We start from the raw sequence: 19,398 nt of genomic DNA on the forward strand, positions 1-19,398 counted from the left end.
CGGTGAATCTAAGAGGTTCTAGAGTATTTGCACTTTATCAACTTCGATTTCAGGGGTACGACCGCCTTCATACTCACCAAACAGACGCACTTTTGTTTTCGCATTGATGGGAGCTGCCAAGTGAATATCATCATCCAATTCGACTTGAATCTCTCCTTTGCCATCACTGAAGATAAACTTGTCGTGCCGAATTTGACGAATTAACTGCCCTTCAACCACAACGTGTTTTTCGGTAAACATGCTGGTGTCTTGAAGTAATGATTCTACTGAAGTTAATTCAATGGGCCCACTGTAGTTAATGGCGGTGTTATTTTGGTTTTTATGGTGACCACCTGCGAAAGCAAAAATGGGAGCAATCATCATCGAAGCGGCTAAAGCTAGAGTTGTACGTTTCATTATCAATTCCTTTATCGGTTTACTGTTTTGATGATGTGATTAGAACATGTTGATTTTGAATGAGAACTGAGGGCGGTATTAATATTCCATTCATATTATTGAGTGCAGTGTGACTGTGAAGGTATGATTGATACCAAATTTATTGATTAGAGCTCGTATGGAATCGACATTAAAGTCTTTAATGGTTCAAGGCACAACGTCAGATGCTGGTAAAAGTGTGTTGGTGGCAGGTTTGTGCCGTGTATTGTTACGTAAAGGGGTAAAGGTTGCCCCATTCAAGCCACAAAACATGGCATTAAACAGCGCCGTAACGCCTGACGGTGGTGAAATCGGTCGAGCTCAAGCGGTTCAAGCCCAAGCATGCGGAATTGAGCCTTCGGTACATATGAATCCTGTGCTGCTTAAGCCTAACTCGGATACTGGTGCACAAGTCATTTTGCAAGGTCGAGCTCTATCTAATATGGAGGCGACCAGCTACCACGATTATAAAAAAGTGGCTATGGACACCGTTTTAGATTCTTTTGCACGGCTACGTCATGAGTACCAAAGTGTCATGATTGAAGGTGCAGGTAGCCCGGCAGAAATTAATCTACGCGAAAATGACATTGCGAATATGGGGTTTGCAGAAGCTGCTGATGTGCCGGTGATTATTGTTGCTGATATTGATAGAGGTGGCGTCTTTGCCCATCTATACGGCACATTGGCTCTTTTATCTGAATCGGAACAAAACCGCGTACAAGGTTTTGTGATTAACCGCTTTCGTGGCGACCTTGCCTTACTCCAATCAGGCCTGGATTGGCTCGAAGAAAAAACAGGTAAACCGGTCATTGGCGTGTTGCCATATTTGCACGGGTTTGACTTAGAAGCTGAAGATGCAATCACCAATAGCCAAGTCTTAAATGAGGATGTAAAACTGCGTGTGGTGGTGCCTGTCTTCACTCGCATCAGTAACCATACCGATTTTGATGCGCTGCGTTTAAACTCAGATATTGATTTACGCTATGTCGGAAAAGGGGAGCGACTAGACAAGGCGGATTTGATCATCCTGCCGGGAAGTAAGTCGGTGCGCGCGGATCTTGATTACCTTCGTACACAAGGTTGGGATGTTGATATAAAGCGTCATTTAAGGTTTGGCGGCAAAGTACTAGGTATTTGTGGCGGCTATCAAATGCTTGGCCATACGATTAGTGACCCATTCGGTGTTGAAGGTCTACCAGGAGAAAGTAAAGCGCTCGGGTTATTAGATATGACCACGGAATTGACCGCTGAAAAGCAGCTCACCAATGTGCAAGGTGAACTAATTTTGCCGCAAGGAAAAGCACAGGTGTCGGGTTATGAAATCCACGTTGGACGCTCCACTCCTATTGCTGCGCCTTCGTCAGCCATCATAAACTTGAGTTCAGGAAAAACCGATGGTTTGCACAGTGACTGCCAGCAAGTGATGGGCACTTATTTACATGGTATTTTCGATAGTTTTGACGCCACAGATCTGATTTGTCGCTGGGCGGGGGCACGAAGTATCCAGTATTATGATCATGTTGCACAAAAAGAGCAGGCGATTGACCGTATTGCAGATGCAATTGAAGAGCATTTAGATTTAGCACTATTGTGGCCAGATTTGTGAATGTAATCAGATAAATAGGCACACTAAAATGAGAAAAATAATCGCGTTAGCGGCGGCACTTTTTTGCTGCGCCAATGTACTAGCGCAAGAAAAAATCACGATTTACGCTGCTTCGTCGATGACTAATGCTGTGAATGAACTGATTGACTCTTATCAAATGCAATCGGATGTAGAATTAGTTCCTGTTTATGCTGGTTCTGCGGCATTGGCGCGTCAAATTGAACAAGGTGCTCCCGCTGATATTTTTATCTCAGCTAACGATAAATGGGTGACACATTTGATTAAAAAGAACGTGATTGATCACCGTGATGTGTCTTTACTGGCGGGGAACCAGTTGGTGTTGATCGCGTCCAATTCATCGCCACTGAGTACATTGGCTGCTCATGATGTCAATGCTTGGTTGGGCGCGCTTGACGGCTCTCGCTTGGCTGTGGGTAACGTAATGTCGGTTCCTGCAGGCATGTATGCTAAAGAAGCGTTAACCGAGTTGAATGTCTGGTCGGCATTGTCGTCAAAGTTAGCCCAAACCAATAATGTGCGACTCGTTCTTGCTCTAGTGGAACGGCAAGAAGCTGATTTAGGAATCGTTTATAAAACCGATGCACTAATGAGTAACAAAGTAAAAGTGATTCATGAATTTGCCCCACAATTGCACAGCGCTATTCATTATCCTCTAGTCAGAATCACCAACAAAGAGGGCGTCGATATGCTTGTACGGTATCTGCAAAGCGATGAAGTAAAACAAATACTGCAAAAGCATGGCTTTCGCGTAGCGATAGGAAATGAAAAGTTTGCTCTCTGAATATGAATGGCTCGCCTTACAATTAAGCTTAAAAGTGGCGCTTTACAGCGTGGTTTGGTTATTGCCTCTGGGTTTATTGTTGGCGTGGATACTCGCGAGAAAGCAATTCTGGGGTAGAAGTGCGCTAGACAGCTTAGTTCATTTACCACTAGTTTTACCGCCTGTCGTCATTGGCTATTTATTGCTGATGAGCATGGGGAAGCAAGGAGTTATCGGGCAATGGCTCGATAAATGGTTTGGTATTAGCTTTAGTTTTAGTTGGCGAGGAGCTGTATTGGCTTGTGTTGTGGTCGCATTGCCGTTAATGGTTAGAGCAATTCGACTCAGTTTAGAAAGTGTTGACCCTAAATTAGAGCAAGCGGCACGAACGCTTGGCGCCTCACCGTTTAAAGTTTTTGTCACCATTACTTTACCATTGACGTTACCGGGAATAATAACGGGTACCATGCTCTCTTTTGCCCGTAGTTTAGGGGAATTTGGTGCCACTATTAGCTTCGTTTCTAATATTCCTGGTGAGACACAAACCCTACCATTGGCTATGTATAACTTTCTAGAAACTCCAGGAGCAGAAATGGAAGCGGCGAGATTGTGCATGATATCGATAGCGATCGCTTTAGCATCTTTGTCTGTTTCAGAGTGGATTAGTCGCAAAATGAAACTGCGTTTGGGAGCACCATAGTGAGTCAACTAAAGATTCGATTTAACAAGTGCTTAGGTGAAATTCAGTTAAATGTTGACCTCATCCTTCCCGGGTCAGGAATTTGCGCTATTTTTGGCCGTTCAGGAGCCGGTAAAACATCGTTAATCAATGCCATCAGTGGCTTGGTTGAACCAGATGATGGTGAAATTGAGATCAATGGACACTTAGTTTATAGCAGTAATAAGAGCATTAACCTTCCCGTTGAACAGCGTAAAATTGGTTATGTGTTCCAAGAGGCGCGTTTGTTTCCACACTATAGCGTCAAAGGTAACTTAAACTATGGCGTCAAAGTGAATGATGCTGGCTATTTCGCCGTTATCACCAAACTGTTGGCATTAGACAATTTGCTTGAGCGTTACCCGCATGATCTCTCCGGGGGAGAAAAACAACGCGTGGCAATAGGCCGTGCATTGCTATCTAAGCCGGATGTGTTGCTGATGGATGAGCCACTGGCCTCGCTTGATCTTCCGCGTAAAAGAGAGGTGATGCCGTTCTTGGAAGAGTTGGCGCAAAAAGTAAAACTGCCCATTCTTTATGTCACCCATAGTATGAATGAAATTTTACGTTTGGCGGATCACCTGGTAGTTATTGAACAAGGTAAGGTGGTGACAAGTGGGGATATTGAACAAGTGTGGTCATCAAGTCACATGCGGCCATGGCAATCATTCTCTGAACAAAGTAGTTTGTTTTCCGCGTATATTTGCCAGCAAAATCAGCACTATGCACTCACACAAGTTGAATTGGCTGACACGGTTAATCTGTGGGTTCAGCATGTTGAAGGCGAAATTGGTTCCTCAGTTCGGCTGCAAATACGTGCCAATGATGTTTCAGTAACGCTTGATAAGCCCAGTCGTTCTTCTATTCGTAATATTCTATCTGCGAAGGTGAGTCAAATTGAAAAGCAGCAACAAGGTGCTAGTAAAAAAAGTATCGCAATACAACTAGAGTTGGCCGAACAATGCTATTTATGGGCCACAATAACGGAGTGGGCACTCGATGAACTGCAACTGGAAATTGGAACTGATGTTTTTGTGCAAATTAAGGGGGTGAGTGTATCTCAACGCGATATTGTCTTTACTCACTAAGTGTAATCTCACATAGATGTCCTTACCTACAGGACAAAGTAAAAAGCCGTCAATATGAATGACGGCTTTGGTTCATTGAATTAAACTTCAAGTACTTATTTTGCAAATACTTCTTTAAAGTCACGCTTTAGGATTGGATCTCGGCGTGCTTTCTTGATCTGCTTAACCATGTCTTTAACGCAGTTGTGCAGCACTTGGTCAAGAAGTTGCGTGCGGTATTCTTCTTTGTCCTGGTCACTCATCTCTTTTGGTAAGTTCAGTGTTGGAAATTCTTCCATCACATTAACACCAGCAAAAGCTTGGCTGACAGAAATTAACGCATGGAATTGTTCAAAATTATCCAATACGTTTTGGGCACTGGCAGGTAGAGAATTCCAAGATTCACGTACTGCTTCTTCAGATACTTCATGTATAGACGTCACCATGTAGTACATCGCTTCTGGTACTTGGTCAAATTCGATTACTTGACGCAGTTCTGGTGAAATGGTTTCTAAGTCCACTACAGGTTGCTCGGTTTGGGTTACTTCAGACATGAAGGTATCTCTTTAGGGTAAAATGACATGCTAAAAATTTATGGCGAAAAGTCAATATTGTGCGCAAAATTAATCGATAAAAGCAGATAAATCTGTGTTATACGTAGGCATATAGATGAAAACAGGTGGAGTTGTGATGAAAAGTTCGGGTTCTTCAATGAGGATCTTGCTGGTTGATGATGTGCAACTCGATAGAATGCAGCTCGCTATTCGTCTTAAGCAACTTGGTCATTGCGTCGAAGCTGTGAGTAGTGGTCAAGAGGCTTTGGATATCTATTCTCAATTTGATCCCGAGTTAGTGTTGCTTGATATCTCAATGCCAGAGATGGATGGTTTTGAAGTCTCGCAAAAAATTCGCAAGCAATATCATGAATGGGTGCCAATCATTTTCCTTAGTGGCCATGATGAGCCGTCGATAATCGCCAAAGCTATCGACGTTGGTGGCGATGATTACCTCATCAAACCGGTGGATAAATTGGTGCTCAATTCTAAATTGATCGCTATGCAGCGTATAGCAAATATGCGACGAGAATTGAAGCATGCGACAGTGAAACTCGAAGAGCTCAACAAAGTATTGCAACAGCAAGCAAATGAGGATGGGCTAACTCAAGTTTTTAACCGACGTTTTATGGATGACAAGCTTAAAGAGATGATTAGCCTACATGGTCGATACCACTTTCCTATCACGATGATTTTGTTAGATGTTGACCATTTTAAACCGTTTAACGATAACTATGGTCACATTGAGGGTGATAAGTGCCTTATTACCCTAGCACAAATGGTGAATGAGTTATTTTCCCGTACCGGTGAATATGTGGGGCGCTATGGCGGTGAAGAGTTTGTGGTATTAATTGGTCATGCAGACATTGAGCAGGCCCAAATTGCCGCTCAGCGTATTCAACAGGAAATTGAAAATATCCATTATCCTCACGCTTATAGTCAAACAACAGATCATGTCACGGTTTCACAGGGTGTTATAACGTTCATCCCGAAGGGAAATGAATCAATTGTATCGATTTATTGCTTAGCCGATGAAGCTTTATACCAAGCTAAACATCAAGGAAGAAACCGCTTTATCGTCGCTGATGTTACCGACAAATTGCTAAGTCTATCGGCAACGTAATCTTTACCCACCGATGGGCTCTATTCTTGAATGACAAATGGTGCACAGCAGTGTTCTTGAACATTAAACAGAGTTAATTAGGTTTTATGTCATTTAGACCAATAGCAACGCGAAAACAGTTTTTTCCTGATTTTTTCGCTTGATACAGCGCTTCATCTGCACGACGAAAAGTAGTGGTTTTTAGCGCCTCTTGATGAAGTGCTATTCCGCTGCTTACTGTAACTGAGCGTCTAATACCGAAGTTGTGCTGTGCAATAGATTGGTGAAGTTTTTGAATATGATGCTCTACCGTCTTGTAGTCAGTGATGGTGAAGGCAATTAAAAACTCTTCTCCACCCCAACGGCCTACTTGAGCAACGTCTTTAATATTCTCCTCCAGTAAACGAGCCGTTTTCACCAATACTTGATCTCCAATATCGTGCCCGCATTGATCATTAATCCATTTAAAATCATCAATATCGACAATCGCAATCCACTGAATATGCTGCTTTTGCAGCAATGCTTCCATATGGCGACGGTTAAATAATTGGGTCAACACGTCGGTATGAGAGAGGATATATAATTGACGATTAGACTCTTCTAACTGTGCCATGGTCTGTTTTCGACCAGAATCGTAGAAATAAGCAATTGAAAATAGGAATAAATAGATAATCGTTAAATGAATAAAACTGATGGTATCAAATGAAACAGGGAGCCAGTGATGCATCTCGGTCAGGCAAATGTAGGCAACAATAACAAAATTAACGAGACTGAATACTGAACCAATTTTGTAGCCAAGAACAAAAATCGCCACAATGGGTGTTAAAAAAGAGAAAGCCAAAGCAAATTCACTGTGGCCTGTGCCAACAATGAATAACAGACTTATCGTCGTCATCACCGAGACCATAATGGTTGCAGCAATTTTAGAATTTCGACTCTGCCATAAGAAAAAATAGCTTAGAAAGCACAAGCCTATTCCTATCGATTGAATGATGGCTAACAATTGGTTTGGCACAATAATCGTATTGTAGTAAACAAAAAAAGCCAAGATCGATGTTAATACAGTAAGAGAAATAAAAACAAATGAACTTTCTCTAAAGTCTTTATCGGTATGGCTTATTCCAAGCCATTTTTCTAATCCATAACTAAGCACAATGGTTTTCGTCACCTTTATTCATACTGGAGACACTATACCTTAAGGTAAAAGATAAAAACCATAGCCAACGATAAAGCTCATAGCTAGAAAAAGCACCGAGGTCTGCACATTGGCACGGTCATAGGAGTACTCAAGGCGGTCTATGGATACCAGAATGGCAACCAAGCGATCTTCGAGTGCATAGAGGTTGATTCTAATCGAACTAGAAGACACAGTGCTCTTGGGTTTCTAAGCCCAGTCAACTTTGAACAACAAAATATCGCTTAGTTAAGTGTCTAGTATTGCTGGTGCAGTTCAGTCTACAATAGCGCACTTTTTACATACTTCAGGTTATGAATATGAGCGACAATAACGCTAAACCAGCTTTACCAGATCACCTTGCTGGCAACCCTCGCAGTCCATATCATGTGGCAGAGTGCTTTGAGCACCATATTGGTATTCGTCTTAACGGTAAAGAACGTACAGACGTTGAAGAATACTGCATCAGTGAAGGTTGGGTAAAAATCCCTTCACCTAAAGCGAAAGATCGTTTCGGTCAACCAATGTTGATCAAACTGAAAGGTGAAGTGGAAGCTTTCTATAAATAAGTAGAATTTACGGCTATCTATACCCAAACCACTTGGAGTTGCAGGTAGGCGGCAAGTGAGTGAATCCCCATGAGCATAGATAAACTATACGAGTGGGGTGAGCAAACGTAGCCAACACCGCTGCGGCTTCAAGTAGAAAGGGGATATATGCAATACATGGGCTTTTTGTACATCATGTATTGCATTTTTAGAGCGGAAAATATCTGCTATTAATGGAAGTTTGAGCAAAGGTAGCCAGCAAACACCGCAGCCGATTCAAATAGGAAAGGTATAATTTAAGCGCAGCATTTCTTATATTTTTTGCCACTACCACAAATACATGGATCATTACGGTTAGGGGTCTTTTCAAACGTAATCGTTTTGGGTTTATTAAGCAGTGTATCTAGCTCAACGGTATTTTCCTCTCTCCCAGTATCAACAACAATATTGGCAATAATTGAATGTTCAGAGACTAGTTTTTCAATTTCAGCTTTTCGTTCTTCAGTCTTTACTACTACAGAAATCGGAGATTCTTCAGTTCCAGCTTTAATGTCACGGTTTACATTGTAGCCAGAAAGAACATGGTTTTGACGCGTTTCTATACGACCTTTGAAAAATAATTTAGACATTGTTTACTCATTAATATTTAAGGCGATTGGCCTGATATGATGATTATATACAGTCATAGTGAGTACAGATATAAAGCATCGTACAAGATATAAGAAACGCCATTGATCTTTTATGTGGTCAATGGCGTTTTGTTAATGTTTTTAGTTAAATAGGTTACTTAGGCTACCGTCAACATTTTTAATTGATGAGAAAGGTATTCATCATATGTACCTTGAAAATGAACCAGTTGCTTGTCTTTTACATCAATAATTGAGGTAGCAAGAGATGAAACAAATTCACGGTCATGGCTGACAAAAATCAGTGTGCCTTTGTAAACTTTAAGCGCGTTATTTAGCGCTTCAATGGCTTCAATATCCATGTGGTTGGTCGGTTCATCCATGACTAGCACATTGATATCTTGCATCATTAACTTGCCAAACAATAAGCGGTTCTTTTCACCACCGGAGCAGTTCTTTGCTTTTTTATTAGCATCGTCAGCGGTGAATAGTAAGCGGCCTAAAATGCCTCGCACCATCAAGTCATCATGTTTGGCTGTGCGCCATTGTGAGATCCAATCGAAGATGCTTAAATCATTATCGAAATCAGCTGTACTATCTTGAGGACAGTAACCGATAGACGCATTGTCAGACCATTTAACTGTACCATGAGTTTGTTCTAATTCTTTAACAAGACAGCGTAACAAGGTGGTTTTACCAACACCATTTTCGCCAATTACCGCTAAACGAGTGCCAGCCTCAAGCAATAAATTTCCGTTTTCAAATAATAATTCGTCACCAAATGCATGGCCTAAATCTCGCAGTTCTAGAGCTTGGCGATACAACTTTTTACCTTCACCAAAATCGATCGATGGGCTAATTCTGCTACTTGATTTGACTTCATCGAGTTTGATTTTATCCATCTTCTTAGCACGAGAACTTGCTTGTTTTGCTTTTGATGCGTTCGCACCAAAGCGGTTGACGAAATCCTGTAGTTCATTAATTTCTGCTGTTTTTTTCGCATTGCTCGCTAACAATTGCTCACGAATCAGGCCCGATGCTTCAAGGAAATATTCGTAGTTACCAGGGTAGATACGTAACTCACCGTAATCGATATCTGCCATATGAGTGCAAACTGAATTCAAGAAGTGGCGATCGTGCGAAATAATGATCATTGTACATTTACGCTGATTTAGCTCTTCTTCCAGCCAATTGATGGTATGAATATCCAAGTTGTTGGTCGGTTCATCTAACAGCAGGATATCTGGATTGGCAAAAAGTGCTTGAGCAAGCAGTACGCGCAGTTTCCAACCAGGAGCAACTTGCTGCATCAGGCCAAAATGGAACTCTTCTTCAATGCCAGCTTGCAGCAAAATATCACCCGCGCGACTTTCTGCTGTGTAGCCGTCCATTTCAGCAAATTCGCTTTCTAGTTCGGCGACTTTCATGCCATCAGCTTCACTCATTTCAGGCAGAGAGTAAATTCTGTCACGCTCTTGTTTGATTTCCCAAAGCTTACGGTCCCCCATGATCACTACATCGATTACGTTGTATTGCTCAAATGCAAACTGATCTTGGCTTAACACGCCCAATTTTAGTCCAGGAGTAATAGAAACGTTACCTGAACTTGGCGCTAACGCGCCACTAAGAATTTTCATGAACGTTGATTTACCACATCCATTGGCTCCAATTAAACCGTAACGGTTACCGTTACCAAATTTAGCAGAAATGTTTTCAAATAAAGGCTCGGCGCCGAATTGCATGGTGATGTTAGCGGTAGATATCAACGAAATATTCCTAGGCATTAAGATTGGTCTATCACGGTTTGTGTGATGCCAAATCAACAAAATTTAAAGAAAGAATGAATAGCTGGCGGATTATACAGACTTATTAAACAAATGACAGATGTGAGATGCGGGTCACGAAAAAGTAACGACTCAAATCTTCTGCATTTGACTTAGTTAGATCAATTTAGAGAGGGGTTGTAAATCAATGGTCAATTCTTTCCATTGGTATAGAGAGTGGAGCGTCTTGATCCCTTGAACTAAGCAGCGCTATCTCTTCCTGCTTATAGATCATTTTAAGTGTGTCGATTTTGCTGATTAGCGTTTCAATATCTGTTTTTAGGGATTGGTTTGATACAACGTAACGCATACTTGAATGAGCATTTATTTTTGAACCTGATTGCGCGCAGTGTTCATTCAATGAGCGCCATTGTTGTTCCTGCTGAGTAACGGCTGCATAGCCTTTTTCTAACTCTAAGTGTTCCTTCGTAAGAGAGAGTTGCATATTCTACGTAGCCAAAATATGGCTTTCAAGCTTTTCATTGAATACGATTTTTGATGGGTGCCAAAGGGCATGTAGTTCATCTTGTGTAAACTCTTTATGCAAGAAGATGTGCTGCTTGTAAATCAGCAATAAATCATTAAATGATTCAGCATGTCGATTATACCAATCATCCACTCTGTGTTGTGAACTTATCGTCTGGTTCCAAACCTGTTCGCTACATAACTCACCTCTAGCATCGAAAGATATGACTAAAACGACAAACATTGACGTTATTACATAGGTGGTTTCCCGTTGCATAAAAATTGGCTCATTACTAACCCCAAAATGAGTATATACCCAAACAACTTGAAGTTGCAGCCAGGGAAAACTATAGGTGATGATTTGTTAACGCTTATATGTAAAGCAATGAAATTAAGCGCATAAAAGCGAGTGGGGCTATTAGTAAAAAATCCGATAAACAAGGTCTATCGGATTTTTACATAAAGGTAGGATCATTCAACTGATCTGCCGATTAAAGTCTTAACTGATCGGCATTAGAACAATATTCGGAGCCTTCTTTCTACGTGTTCTCATTTAATCAAAGTGTTACGCCGTTCACCGTTAGCTGTACATCGATATTTCCACGTACCGCGTTTGAGTAAGGACAAACCTGATGAGCGGTATTAACTAAAGCGATAGCTTGTTCTTGATCTAATTCCAATTCGACAGATAGGCTAACTGTTAAGGCGAACCCCCCCTTATCGTTTGGACCAATACCAATAGTTGCGGTTGTTGGTGCTGATTTAATGGCTACTTTCATTTCACGTGCAACATGCAAGATCGCGTTTGAAAAACACGCTGAGTAACCAGCAGCAAATAACTGTTCTGGGTTAGTAGCTTCTCCAGTTCCCCCCATTTCTTTCGGGTAGCTCAAGGCCAAAGATAATTTATTGTCATCGGTAGTAACTTGGCCGTTACGACCTGCTAATGCGGTTGCTGAGGTGGTGTAAAGTGCTGCCATGATTGTTCTTCCTTTTGTAATATTGATATATTTAAAATTGCTAGCAATTATATTGCGCGCAATCTTTGTTGGGATGATACTAATTGAAAGTTTGAGAGCGCGCAAGTATATTGTGCACAATTAATGTTTTTTGTGAGTAGTAGAGATGGAAAAATCAACACAAAACGAGTATCTAAGATTGGATAATCAAGTCTGTTTTGCGCTTTACAGTGCTTCTAATGCAATGGGAAGGGCATATCAACCGCTACTGAAAACACTTGATCTGACATACTTGCAGTACATAGTGATGATGGTGCTCTGGGAAGAACAGTCAATCAATGTAAAACAGCTAGGTCGTAGGATACACCTAGATTCAGGGACTTTGACGCCATTGCTAAAACGTTTGGAAACTAAAGGGTATGTAAGCCGAACTCGTAGCCAAGAAGACGAACGGATTAGAATTATCTCAGTCACTGAGCTGGGTACTGAATTACGTGAAAAAGCAAAAACAATACCTGTAGAGATGATGGGGATGTCTAAGATGAATATTGAAGAACTTATAAAACTGAAAAGCGACTGCGAAAAATTACTTGCAAATCTCACTGCTTGATCTCACTTACTCACTCGTTTTCATAGTAAGTTGTTATAATCAAAAATCAAACCATCGGTAGTGTGGCAATGCAGTGGTATGTATTTAATGTTTGCTCGCTGTCAATGATACTTAATAGGAGATGGTAGCTTGAAGAAAATATTATTAATGATTAGTACACTAGTACTTAGTGGCTGCTTAGGTATGCCAGACTCGGTAAAGCCGGTGGCCAATTTTGAGCTCGATAACTATTTAGGTAAATGGTATGAGATTGCTAGGCTTGATCACTCTTTTGAAAGGGGACTGACTCAGGTAACAGCAGAGTACAGTCTTAGACGCGATGGTGGTGTCCTGGTACTGAATCGTGGATTTTCTCAAGCTAATAACGAATGGCAAGAGGCTGAAGGTAAAGCCTATTTTGTGAATAGCGATTCAGAAGGCTACCTAAAAGTCTCTTTTTTTGGACCATTTTATGGTTCATATGTTGTATTTGAATTGGATGAGAAGGATTATCAATATGCGTTCATTTCTGGACCGAATACAGATTATTTGTGGCTTTTGGCAAGAACACCATCTGTAGAACCTGAAGTGATTGAGAAATTTATCGATATGTCTCAAGAGCGTGGTTTTGATACTTCAAGCATCATTTTTGTTGAGCATAAATAGGTGAGTTTGCTCTTAAATGAGCGATGTGAAGGCTATGATAAACGGAAAGTTAAATGATTTTCTCTAAATATATCTGTTAGTTGAATAAATTATCAGCGCCTACTAGGCTTTATTCTAATAACATAACTATAAGGTCAGTATAATGGATGAACAGCAAGTGGAATGTGAAAGAGCGTTTTGCAGTAATTGTTCTGAAGCAAGCCATTTAGGCTTTGATTTTACGATGGCTTTTCAACCAATAGTAAATTGTAGAACTCAAGCCATTTTTGGCTATGAGGCTCTGGTACGTGGATTAAATAACGAATCAGCTTATTCGGTTATTTCTCAAGTGAATGATGATAATCGCTATGTGTTTGATCAACAATGCCGAATTAAAGCGATAGCACTGGCGTCAAAGCTGGGTATTGATTCAATACTTAGTATTAATTTTCTGCCCAACGCTATCTACAAGCCTGAACGCTGTATTCGCACAACGTTGGAAGCAGCTAAACGGTATAATTTCCCAACTGAAAAAATCATGTTTGAGTTCACCGAAGTGGAAAAAATCGAAGACAGTTCTCATGTCAAACGAGTGGTAGAATACTATCAAACGCTTGGTTTTAAAACAGCGACTGATGATTTTGGCTCTGGTTATTCTGGACTTAATCTACTTGCTGATTTCCAAACGGATATTATTAAATTAGACATGGGACTGGTGCGCGATATACATCAAGATAAAACACGTCAATCCATTGTTAAGCATTGCTTAGCAATATTCAGCGATCTAAATATAACCCCACTGGCCGAAGGTATTGAAAAAAGAGAAGAATTCGTTTGGTTAATGGAAGCTGGCGTAGATTTAATGCAAGGGTACTTTTTTGCTAAACCAGGTTTTGAATCGTTACCTGAGGTAACATTTGCTTGAATTATAAAGAGAGTACGATGGTTGATGTTGCTCTCTATCATTGATGAGAAAGAACGTAGCTTACATTGTTGTTTGATTCATGCAGAAAAAAGCCCAGTTGCCACCAATAGGATTGGGCTTTTTTGTCGATAAGAGAAAGTTAGTTTGTCGATGGATGAATATTCACAGCCGTTTGTGGTTACCACACTTTATAAAACGCATCGTAGATATCAAATTCATTCAAATGGGCAATGTATCCAATTCACTCTAAGGGCTGATGTACGCTTGCTGCATATGAATAGTCATAACGATACGGTCAGTTTTGCGAGCTGCATAATTTGTTTGATATGAGGAAGTCATCGCTTGTAACTCTTGTTGATAATGTGTCAATGATTGGTTATTTCCCTCATCAATTATTCTGTCACCTTATCACCAACTCACTGTAGTGTGTTGAGGGATCGAACTCTCTATCGAATACGAGGTTGGGATATGAATGTAATATCAATTCTGCCGTTGTATTTACAACACAACCATCTAAAAGATGACCTCCAATCATTTTTCCTTTGCTGTCTGATACCGCAATGTGCAGATGCAAATGCTCATTGGTTAGAGTGCCGCCTAATGAGATGATCTCAAATGGCTCTGCTAGATACAGGGTCGATTGGCCATCAGCTAGCCGAATTTTTAACTCAGATAAACATCCTACACATGAAGCAATATTACCTGCCTGGATCTTATGCTCTTTCACCAATGTAGCAATAGACTGCTTGAGATCATGCCCTCGAGTTAGTCGTGATGCTGTCACTTTTAACATGCTGTATTTCCTCTCAATAGCGCTAACAACGCATCTAAAGCGTTTTCCAAATCCTCATGACGTTGCGCTTTGCCCATAACCCGCATACCTTGCATTTGTACCAGTATTAAATGCGCGATGTGTTTCGCGGGTAAGGAATGGGGGAGTTGTTGTTCATTTTGCGCATTTTTCAGGGCATTGGTAATAACCACAAGTAAGCCATCAAACAGTTCTTTGCTTTTTTGCAAAACATAATCGTCTTCGCCTGCATGCTCAATCACGGCATTTTGCATAAAGCATCCGCAGCTATTTAGCCTTTGTAAATGAGCAAAGTTTTTTAAAAACAGCTCAAGTTCTGGCATTGATGCCGTGGTTTGATTGAGCACATTGATTGGGGGAAGAGATACTGATTCTAGATACTTATCGATCGCCTCGTAATAGAGTTTTTGTTTATCTCCGTAAGTATTGTAGAGGCTAAACCGATTAATTTTCAGCGTGTCTACTAAGTCTGAAATCGCAGTATTAGCATAACCTTTTTGCCAAAACAGATGCATTGCCGCGAGCAGTTTCTCATCTCTATCAAAATTACTTTTACGTGCCATATACCACACTTCTTAAAACAAAAAACATTCTTGACTGATCGTTTATAAAACGAGTAGAGTCTAACCTAAACGAACGTTCTGAAAAAGTAATTAAAAGGATATTAGATGAAACTGTATGAGTTTGCGCCAACACCAAGCTGTCGACGAGTAAGCATATTTCTTAAAGAATTAGGCTTAGACGTCCCTCGAGAGCAGGTGAATGTCAGAGAAGGAGATAACTTGTCTGCAGAATTCTTACAGAAGAGTGCAAACGGTAAGGTGCCATTATTAGAGCTAGATAGTGGTGAGACTATTTGCGAAAGCGTGGCAATTTGTCGATATTTTGATTCGATTAAAGAAAATGATTCATCCTTATTTGGCGACAGCGCATTAGATAAAGCCCAAGTAGAAATGTGGCACCGAGTTGTTGAATTTCAAGGCCTGTACGCAGCATTTCAAGCATTCCGTAATATATCGGGAATTTATCAAGACCGTGAAACTTGCGTATCCGAGTGGGGGTATGAAAGTAAGCATCGAGTTGCGTCATTTTTACCTATTTTAGACCAGCGTTTGTCTGATTCAGATTATGTAGCGACTGAAAGATTTACTATCGTGGATATAACGGCATTTATATTCGTAGGTTTTGCAGAAAAAGCACTGGAACTTAATGTGTTAGAGACCTACCCAAACATTGCCCGTTGGTTTGAAGCGTTGAATCAGCGTCCATCCTTTCAGTAAGCGATAGAGTAATTGGGTTGAGTGACAATGTCACCTTTGTGTGCGAAGGAACTTATAATCACAAGTGGTTTGGGTATGGCATATACACTACATTATTGCTCTCAGTGCACTTGCAAGCTGATAACAATAGTTTCTAATTTTTGGATTTACCATTACACTTTGCGAAAAACATGATTAAGAAGTTATGATGAACGAAGAGATAGAAACTTTCGATGAAGAAGAAATCGAAATAGAAGCTATTGGTATTGATGTTTCAGTGCAACCAATAGAGCTTTACAAAGTGCTTAAAATCGCCAACTTGGTCGATGGTGGAGGCCAAGCAAAGCACCTTATTAGTGATGGCTATGTCGCGGTAAATGGTGAATTGGAAACAAGAAAGCGTCGTAAAATGTACGATGGAGACTTTTTTGAATTTAACCAAGAATACTATGTTGTGATTTGTGACCAACCTGTATCAGAGCGACCATCGGAAAAAGCTGAATCAGTAGTAAGTGAAGTGCCTAAAAAGAAAACCAAATCGAAGTCAAAAAAAGAACAGAAATCAACAGTAAGCCGTAAAAAAGAGCAAAAAGAATCATCCCCAATCCATAGAGATAAAGAGAGCGGACGCAATTCAATTGATTTCTTTTGATTGGTATTACTTCAAGCTGTAGTGTCTAATTGGAAAGGTGCGCTTACTGTGGCGTATATAGTAAAGGGAGCAAATGCTCCCTTTATTAATTTTCAACGCCATTTATCATCATCTAATGGTGACTCGTCGTCGAAAGGGTGATCAGCTTTACTTAGTAGCACTTCCAATTGGTACTCTAACTGGTTAACCGTTTCGTAGTCACCTTCTGAGCATGCAACATAAATTTGCTGTTCAAGTGCTTCAATGCTATCTCGTATTGCCATCGCGCACCTCCTGTATCCACTGATTAAGCGATTTTTATCTATTCTCAAATCTATTGTAGTCAAGTAAACCAAATTCGATAGGTTGATTTTTCTTATACCAAGCATGAACTTTATCGCTAAATGGCCAAAAGTCTGGTGAGCTACGACGAATTGCAAATCTATCTAATAGCTTAACGTAATCTTCTTCACTTCGCATATTGGTTAGGCGTTCAACCAATTCAGGAATATTTTTTTCTTCCATTGACAGATAAGCCTCGGGATAACTACCTAGAACACCTCTGACTATGGTCAAATCATCATTTTTCGGGTCGCGGTTACTTTTTTCATCGAATAAGCTCGAAATGTTAGTGTGCGCATTGTTATGTAGCAGTGTAAATAACTGTTCTTGCCCTTGTTTTGATTTGATCATTATCATGGTGACCTGGGGTATTGAAAGTAAGCCTTCTCCCTTTATCTTATTGATCCCCGAAAGTAACCATTCATTTTGTTGAGAAAAACCAGTGTTGACGATATCAAAACGATCAGACAGTACAGGTTCTAGTTTTTCTTTGAGCATATCAAACAGTTCAGATTTCTGGTTTTCAGAGTGATATACAACACCAGTAGGCTGATCAAATGGAGCAACATTTCGTAGTAAGTAATCGCTTAAATGCTTACTTTGATTTTGATACCAATCTGAGTGCTCTTTGTGTCTCACGTCGCGAGGTAAAAGTGAGAGAAAATTACTTTCCCCTTCAAGTCGCAGAAAATCCATGAACATTCGTGTTACGAGCTGATGACCAAAGTTACCGTAAACATCAAACCCTGCCACTAATAAATAATGAATTCGTTCGAGCAGCGCATAATCTAAAATCCAAGCCGTTTTGGGCTTTTCCCCAACTAGGCCTTGTACAACCGAGGCACTATCGAAATGACGGAACACCGTGAGTGCGGCATTAGGGTTTACACCATCGCCGGTCCATAGAATATCGGTTGTGAGGTTTTCACCATTTTTGAACCACTGATTACTCGCCTCAGATTTTGCTTGTAAGTAACGTGCTTGCTGTTTGGAGAAATGTATCCAACTATGAATTGGTAAGGTATTACTTTCAAGCTCACCTGGCAGCTCTAAATTGTTTTTTTGTGAACGATAAAAATTGTTAACTTCCGGTAAATCGGCTTTTTCTGGGTCAATAAAGAAAACCCAAAAGCGGTCGTTAATTACGTTGAGTGCTAATTGCCCCCGGCATACAGGACCTTTTATGTAGGCCATGACCGTATTTTGAGCGTTATCCAACATAAATTTGAAGCGAGCTTTAACGGGAAGCGCATCAAAAGCCGTCATTGGGTTTGCCGAAACTTTAACATCATAGCTCGGTAGCTCAGTTACCTGATAATCGGCATCAATGAACCACGTTTTCCAATCTTCAATCCGTTTTTTGTTTAGAGCATAGGGCATATGTGTTTTATCAACAATGCTGTCCTGTTCTGGTATTAAGCGATAATAAACTCGGTCTACCCCTGGGTCATCATAAGGTCTGCGAGTACTAATACGCTTGACTGGTTCACCAGGGGGAGTCGCTGAACGGACTAATGAGAAGAACCTAGGTTGCTCTGCAAGCTCAGAGAAATAGAGGTGTGAGAGAAATAGATGCTCATAAATGTAGCGAGCCGTCAGCTGATTTTTTCTGGCACTGTAGTTCAACAGTTTTTCATATTGATCGACAAGTGTGGATTGTTCTGCCGTTAGCGGTATGTGCGCGTTCATCAATGCGCCATCTTTTAGCCAAGCCAGCAATGTATTGTATTCATGATCACTTAGGTTTGGCATACCATAAGGCATTCCCCACGTTGGGTAGTCTTTTTCGTATTTTGAATATTCTTCAATAGTTGGGCAAATCTGTTCTCTATCTATTGAAAAATCAAACCCTTCTAACTGAGCTTGTGAAGGGAGCGGGTGAGTTTCTTTTTGCATTAGTAGCTTTGCCACTAAACCAGCTTCCATATTGGCGGTAGGGGTTTGGTCCCGTTCGTTCAGCACAGGGTGAAAGCCAAAGTCTCGCCATTGTTGAGTAAATTCAGCATCTTCAAACAAGCGGGTCGGCTTCGATGCGGTTAGGCGAGTGCCTTGGTAAACGAGATCTTTACTCGCGCCGCGATCGATACCTTCCACGGAAGACATTTTCAATTGGCAAGGCGCATCATAACAGGCGTGACAAACAACACAGCGATTATCAATAATCGGTTTAACTTGATTTAAGAAGAATTCTGCGTGTTGAGAATCCAGAGGCGTTTGCCTAGCTTGAACTTTTGGCTCACCAAATAATTGGTCGTAATTAAGACCAGCGTACATTGCACAGCCTGAAAACAGCGCAACAAGAGTAACAATAAGAAGTCGACGAAATGGCATAGGATTAAATATCTAAAGAATGTGTGGT

Annotated in this window: 23 protein-coding genes; 11 read left to right on the forward strand and 12 right to left on the reverse strand. The window is 40.8% G+C overall.

Features of this window, described 5'->3' with window-relative positions; translation table 11 throughout:
* Nucleotides 1-18 precede the first annotated feature (18 nt).
* On the reverse strand, nt 19-396 hold the full coding sequence (locus tag MCT08_RS16090) for a YgiW/YdeI family stress tolerance OB fold protein (protein WP_274678865.1): 378 nt from the start codon (nt 394-396) through the stop codon (nt 19-21).
* A 157-nt stretch (nt 397-553) separates the two neighbouring features.
* On the opposite strand from MCT08_RS16090, the gene MCT08_RS16095 reads away from it, so the two are divergent.
* The 4 genes from MCT08_RS16095 to modC are packed head-to-tail and all read left to right on the forward strand — an operon-like array spanning nt 554 to nt 4,607.
* Nucleotides 554-2,020: a cobyric acid synthase gene (locus tag MCT08_RS16095; RefSeq protein WP_261916355.1), complete on the forward strand. Its 1,467-nt coding sequence runs from the start codon at nt 554-556 to the stop codon at nt 2,018-2,020.
* Between the two features lie 28 nt (nt 2,021-2,048).
* Nucleotides 2,049-2,822, forward strand: a complete 774-nt coding sequence (gene modA, locus MCT08_RS16100) for a molybdate ABC transporter substrate-binding protein (protein WP_274678866.1) — start codon at nt 2,049-2,051, stop codon at nt 2,820-2,822.
* Nucleotides 2,803-3,501, forward strand: coding sequence for a molybdate ABC transporter permease subunit (modB, locus tag MCT08_RS16105; protein ID WP_274678867.1), 699 nt, complete (start codon nt 2,803-2,805; stop codon nt 3,499-3,501). Before modA ends, modB begins: the two co-directional genes overlap by 20 nt.
* Complete coding sequence (gene modC, locus MCT08_RS16110) at nt 3,498-4,607, forward strand: molybdenum ABC transporter ATP-binding protein ModC (RefSeq protein WP_425609366.1); 1,110 nt, start codon at nt 3,498-3,500, stop codon at nt 4,605-4,607. The genes modB and modC overlap by 4 nt, the downstream gene beginning before the upstream one ends.
* Before the next feature lie 95 nt (nt 4,608-4,702).
* Here the strand turns inward: modC and MCT08_RS16115 are convergent, their stop codons facing one another.
* The gene (locus tag MCT08_RS16115; protein ID WP_168524698.1) at nt 4,703-5,140 is read right to left on the reverse strand and encodes a DUF3069 domain-containing protein; all 438 of its coding nucleotides are present in this window, start codon (nt 5,138-5,140) and stop codon (nt 4,703-4,705) included.
* Between the two features lie 136 nt (nt 5,141-5,276).
* Between MCT08_RS16115 and MCT08_RS16120 the strand changes: the two genes are divergently transcribed.
* Nucleotides 5,277-6,263 carry a GGDEF domain-containing response regulator gene (locus MCT08_RS16120; RefSeq protein WP_274679077.1) on the forward strand — a complete coding sequence of 329 codons (987 nt, stop codon included), beginning with the start codon at nt 5,277-5,279 and terminating at the stop codon, nt 6,261-6,263.
* A gap of 73 nt (nt 6,264-6,336) precedes the next feature.
* Here the strand turns inward: MCT08_RS16120 and MCT08_RS16125 are convergent, their stop codons facing one another.
* Nucleotides 6,337-7,410 carry a GGDEF domain-containing protein gene (locus tag MCT08_RS16125; RefSeq protein WP_274678869.1) on the reverse strand — a complete coding sequence of 358 codons (1,074 nt, stop codon included), beginning with the start codon at nt 7,408-7,410 and terminating at the stop codon, nt 6,337-6,339.
* Nucleotides 7,411-7,736: 326 nt separating this feature from the next.
* On the opposite strand from MCT08_RS16125, the gene MCT08_RS16130 reads away from it, so the two are divergent.
* Nucleotides 7,737-7,985 (forward strand): DUF3297 family protein, encoded by a 249-nt coding sequence (locus tag MCT08_RS16130; protein ID WP_053312061.1) that lies wholly within the window; start codon nt 7,737-7,739, stop codon nt 7,983-7,985.
* Between the two features lie 275 nt (nt 7,986-8,260).
* Here MCT08_RS16130 and MCT08_RS16135 read toward each other — a convergent pair whose 3' ends face one another.
* The 5 genes from MCT08_RS16135 to ohr all read right to left on the reverse strand — a co-directional run bounded on the left by MCT08_RS16135 (nt 8,261) and on the right by ohr (nt 11,858).
* Nucleotides 8,261-8,593, reverse strand: a complete 333-nt coding sequence (locus MCT08_RS16135; protein WP_172532702.1) for a PBPRA1643 family SWIM/SEC-C metal-binding motif protein — start codon at nt 8,591-8,593, stop codon at nt 8,261-8,263.
* A gap of 158 nt (nt 8,594-8,751) precedes the next feature.
* Nucleotides 8,752-10,356 carry an ABC-F family ATPase gene (locus tag MCT08_RS16140; protein ID WP_420918601.1) on the reverse strand — a complete coding sequence of 535 codons (1,605 nt, stop codon included), beginning with the start codon at nt 10,354-10,356 and terminating at the stop codon, nt 8,752-8,754.
* A gap of 202 nt (nt 10,357-10,558) precedes the next feature.
* Nucleotides 10,559-10,858 (reverse strand): hypothetical protein, encoded by a 300-nt coding sequence (locus MCT08_RS16145; protein WP_274678870.1) that lies wholly within the window; start codon nt 10,856-10,858, stop codon nt 10,559-10,561.
* A 3-nt stretch (nt 10,859-10,861) separates the two neighbouring features.
* Nucleotides 10,862-11,155, reverse strand: coding sequence for a hypothetical protein (locus MCT08_RS16150; RefSeq protein ID WP_274678871.1), 294 nt, complete (start codon nt 11,153-11,155; stop codon nt 10,862-10,864).
* 280 nt (nt 11,156-11,435) lie between these two features.
* Complete coding sequence (ohr, locus tag MCT08_RS16155; protein ID WP_053312065.1) at nt 11,436-11,858, reverse strand: organic hydroperoxide reductase Ohr; 423 nt, start codon at nt 11,856-11,858, stop codon at nt 11,436-11,438.
* Nucleotides 11,859-12,003: 145 nt separating this feature from the next.
* On the opposite strand from ohr, the gene ohrR reads away from it, so the two are divergent.
* From ohrR to MCT08_RS16170, 3 genes are all read left to right on the forward strand, one after another.
* Nucleotides 12,004-12,447, forward strand: a complete 444-nt coding sequence (gene ohrR / locus MCT08_RS16160) for a transcriptional regulator OhrR (RefSeq protein ID WP_274671862.1) — start codon at nt 12,004-12,006, stop codon at nt 12,445-12,447.
* A gap of 129 nt (nt 12,448-12,576) precedes the next feature.
* A complete protein-coding gene (locus MCT08_RS16165; protein ID WP_053312067.1) occupies nt 12,577-13,092 on the forward strand; it encodes a lipocalin family protein in 516 nt (171 codons plus the stop codon).
* A gap of 142 nt (nt 13,093-13,234) precedes the next feature.
* Nucleotides 13,235-13,996, forward strand: coding sequence for an EAL domain-containing protein (locus MCT08_RS16170; protein WP_053312068.1), 762 nt, complete (start codon nt 13,235-13,237; stop codon nt 13,994-13,996).
* A gap of 400 nt (nt 13,997-14,396) precedes the next feature.
* On the opposite strand, the gene MCT08_RS16175 is transcribed toward MCT08_RS16170, so the two are convergent.
* On the reverse strand, nt 14,397-14,789 hold the full coding sequence (locus MCT08_RS16175; protein WP_274678872.1) for a PPC domain-containing DNA-binding protein: 393 nt from the start codon (nt 14,787-14,789) through the stop codon (nt 14,397-14,399).
* Nucleotides 14,783-15,370: a TetR/AcrR family transcriptional regulator gene (locus tag MCT08_RS16180; RefSeq protein WP_274678873.1), complete on the reverse strand. Its 588-nt coding sequence runs from the start codon at nt 15,368-15,370 to the stop codon at nt 14,783-14,785. The genes MCT08_RS16175 and MCT08_RS16180 overlap by 7 nt, the downstream gene beginning before the upstream one ends.
* 105 nt (nt 15,371-15,475) lie before the next feature.
* Between MCT08_RS16180 and MCT08_RS16185 the strand changes: the two genes are divergently transcribed.
* Nucleotides 15,476-16,087, forward strand: coding sequence for a glutathione S-transferase family protein (locus tag MCT08_RS16185; RefSeq protein ID WP_274678874.1), 612 nt, complete (start codon nt 15,476-15,478; stop codon nt 16,085-16,087).
* Between the two features lie 187 nt (nt 16,088-16,274).
* On the forward strand, nt 16,275-16,718 hold the full coding sequence (locus MCT08_RS16190) for an RNA-binding S4 domain-containing protein (protein ID WP_274679078.1): 444 nt from the start codon (nt 16,275-16,277) through the stop codon (nt 16,716-16,718).
* A 92-nt stretch (nt 16,719-16,810) separates the two neighbouring features.
* Here the strand turns inward: MCT08_RS16190 and MCT08_RS16195 are convergent, their stop codons facing one another.
* Nucleotides 16,811-16,981, reverse strand: coding sequence for a hypothetical protein (locus MCT08_RS16195; RefSeq protein ID WP_168524685.1), 171 nt, complete (start codon nt 16,979-16,981; stop codon nt 16,811-16,813).
* 34 nt (nt 16,982-17,015) lie between these two features.
* Nucleotides 17,016-19,370, reverse strand: coding sequence for a fatty acid cis/trans isomerase (locus MCT08_RS16200; RefSeq protein WP_274678875.1), 2,355 nt, complete (start codon nt 19,368-19,370; stop codon nt 17,016-17,018).
* Nucleotides 19,371-19,398: the final 28 nt, after the last annotated feature.

Source organism: Vibrio aestuarianus, from assembly GCF_028858425.1.
GTDB lineage: Bacteria > Pseudomonadota > Gammaproteobacteria > Enterobacterales > Vibrionaceae > Vibrio > Vibrio aestuarianus.